We start from the raw sequence: 3,095 nt of genomic DNA, 5'->3' as shown, positions 1-3,095 counted from the left end.
ATTTAGTTCTTTGAAAACTGAATCTATTTGTAAATTTTTAGTTATTAATATTTATATTAATTACACCGAGAATTACACTGCGTAATTTTTTGAGTTTTAGAGATTAAAAATCGCAAGTGACTTAATTGTCACATACTCAAACTTAGATAACGACGAAGTCGTTAGGTTAAGTTATTAAGGGCGCATGGTGGATGCCTTGGCACTAGGAGCCGATGAAGGACGGGACTAACACCGATATGCTTCGGGGAGCTGTAAGTAAGCTTTGATCCGGAGATTTCCGAATGGGGGAACCCAACTAGTTTATGCTAGTTATCTGCTGGTGAATATATAGCCAGTAAGAAGGTAGACGTTGTGAACTGAAACATCTCATTAGCAACAGGAATAGAAAGAAAAATCGATTCCGTCAGTAGCGGCGAGCGAAAGCGGACAAGCCCAAACCAGAGTGCTTGCACTCTGGGGTTGTAGGACCGACATTGTGGAGTTACAAACTTGTTTATTAGTTGAAGCAGCTGGGAAGCTGAGCGAGACAGGGTGATAGCCCCGTAAACGAAAATAAACGAGCTCCCGTCGGGATCCTGAGTACGGCCGGACACGTGAAATCCGGTCGGAATCCGGGAGGACCATCTCCCAAGGCTAAATACTCCCTAGTGACCGATAGTGAACCAGTACCGTGAGGGAAAGGTGAAAAGCACCCCGGAAGGGGAGTGAAAGAGTTCTTGAAACCATGTGCCTACAAGAAGTTAGAGCCCGTTAATGGGTGATAGCGTGCCTTTTGTAGAATGAACCGGCGAGTTACGCTCACATGCAAGGTTAAGGTGGAAAGACCGGAGCCGAAGCGAAAGCGAGTCTGAAATGGGCGACATAGTATGTGGGTGTAGACCCGAAACCAGGTGACCTACCCATGTCCAGGGTGAAGGTGCGGTAAAACGCACTGGAGGCCCGAACCGGTGCATGTTGAAAAATGCTCGGATGAGGTGTGGGTAGCGGTGAAATTCCAATCGAACTTGGAGATAGCTGGTTCTCTCCGAAATAGCTTTAGGGCTAGCCTCGGAATGTAGCGTCTTGGAGGTAGAGCACTGTTTTGGTGCGGGGCCCATCTCGGGTTACCAAATTAAGATAAACTCCGAATGCCAATGACGTATGTCCGGGAGTCAGACAGTGAGTGATAAGATCCATTGTCAAAAGGGGAACAGCCCAGATCGCCAGTTAAGGTCCCTAAGTGTGTGTTAAGTGGAAAAGGATGTGGAGTTGCATAGACAACTAGGATGTTGGCTCAGAAGCAGCCACCATTTAAAGAGTGCGTAATAGCTCACTAGTCGAGTGATTCTGCGCCGAAAATGTACCGGGGCTAAACACACCACCGAAACTGCGGGTGCCACGTAAGTGGCGCGGTAGGAGAGCGTTCTATATGTGAAGAAGTCAGACCGTGAGGACTGGTGGAACGTATAGAAGTGAGAATGCCGGTATGAGTAGCGAAAGACAGGTGAGAATCCTGTCCACCGAATGACTAAGGTTTCCTGGGGAAGGCTCGTCCACCCAGGGTTAGTCGGGACCTAAGGCGAGGCCGAGAGGCGTAGTCGATGGACAACAGGTTGAGATTCCTGTACCAGGTGAATATGTTTGAACGATGGAGGGACGCAGGAGGCTAACGAATCCCAGCGATTGGAAATGCTGGGCTAAATAATAAGTCTTGGATCGAGTTAAATGCTTTATCCTATACGGACAAGTTATGATGGGGACCGAAATAAAGTAGGGAAGTTCGTGACGTCACACTGCCAAGAAAAGCTTCTAGTTAGTATTTACCTGCCCGTACCGCAAACCGACACAGGTAGTCGAGGAGAGAATCCTAAGGTGAGCGAGTGAACTCTCGTTAAGGAACTCGGCAAAATGACCCCGTAACTTCGGGAGAAGGGGTGCTGTGCGCAAGCACAGCCGCAGTGAATAGGCCCAGGCGACTGTTTATCAAAAACACAGGTTTCTGCAAAATCGTAAGATGACGTATAGGGGCTGACGCCTGCCCGGTGCTGGAAGGTTAAAAGGAGTGCTTAGCGCAAGCGAAGGTACGAATTGAAGCCCCAGTAAACGGCGGCCGTAACTATAACGGTCCTAAGGTAGCGAAATTCCTTGTCGGGTAAGTTCCGACCCGCACGAAAGGCGTAACGATCTGGGCACTGTCTCAACGAGAGACTCGGTGAAATTTAAATACCCGTGAAGATGCGGGTTACCCGCGACAGGACGGAAAGACCCCATGGAGCTTTACTGTAGCTTGATATTGAGTGTTTGTGCAGCTTGTACAGCATAGGTAGGAGCCGTAGAGATCGGAACGCAAGTTTCGAAGGAGGCGCAGGTGGGATACTACCCTCGTTGTATGACCACTCTAACTCACACCACTAAGCGTGGTGGAAGACAGTGTCTGGCAGGCAGTTTGACTGGGGCGGTCGCCTCCTAAAAGGTAACGGAGGCGCCCAAAGGTTCCCTCAGAATGGTTGGAAATCATTCGCAGAGTGTAAAGGCACAAGGGAGCTTGACTGTGAGACTTACCAGTCGAGCAGGTACGAAAGTAGGGCTTAGTGATCCGGTGGTTCCGCATGGAAGGGCCATCGCTCAACGGACAAAAGCTACCCTGGGGATAACAGGCTTATCTCCCCCAAGAGTCCACATCGACGGGGAGGTTTGGCACCTCGATGTCGGCTCATCGCATCCTGGGGCTGTAGTCGGTCCCAAGGGTTGGGCTGTTCGCCCATTAAAGCGGTACGCGAGCTGGGTTCAGAACGTCGTGAGACAGTTCGGTCCCTATCCGTCGCGGGCGTAGGAAATTTGAGAGGAGCTGCCCTTAGTACGAGAGGACCGGGGTGGACGTACCACTGGTGTATCAGTTGTGCCGCCAGGCGCATCGCTGAGTAGCTATGTACGGATGAGATAAACGCTGAAAGCATCTAAGTGTGAAACTCGCCTCGAGATGAGATTTCCCATTCGAAAGAAGTAAGACCCCTCAGAGATGATGAGGTAGATAGGCTAGAAGTGGAAGTGCGGCGACGCATGGAGCGGACTAGTACTAATGGTTCGAGGACTTAACCAAGTTGAAGTGCAGTGTA

General features: G+C 50.0%; 1 rRNA gene. It reads left to right on the top strand.

The features are described 5' to 3' along the window. The first annotated feature begins 164 nt into the window (after nucleotides 1–164). A 23S ribosomal RNA gene (locus TT13_RS10655) occupies nucleotides 165–3,079 on the top strand. Nucleotides 3,080–3,095 lie beyond the last annotated feature (16 nt).

It is taken from the genome of Weissella oryzae SG25 (assembly GCF_000691805.2).
Taxonomy (GTDB): domain Bacteria; phylum Bacillota; class Bacilli; order Lactobacillales; family Lactobacillaceae; genus Weissella; species Weissella oryzae.
The sequence above is the reverse complement of the archived record's forward strand: the minus strand, read 5'-3'. Positions and strand labels throughout refer to the sequence as shown.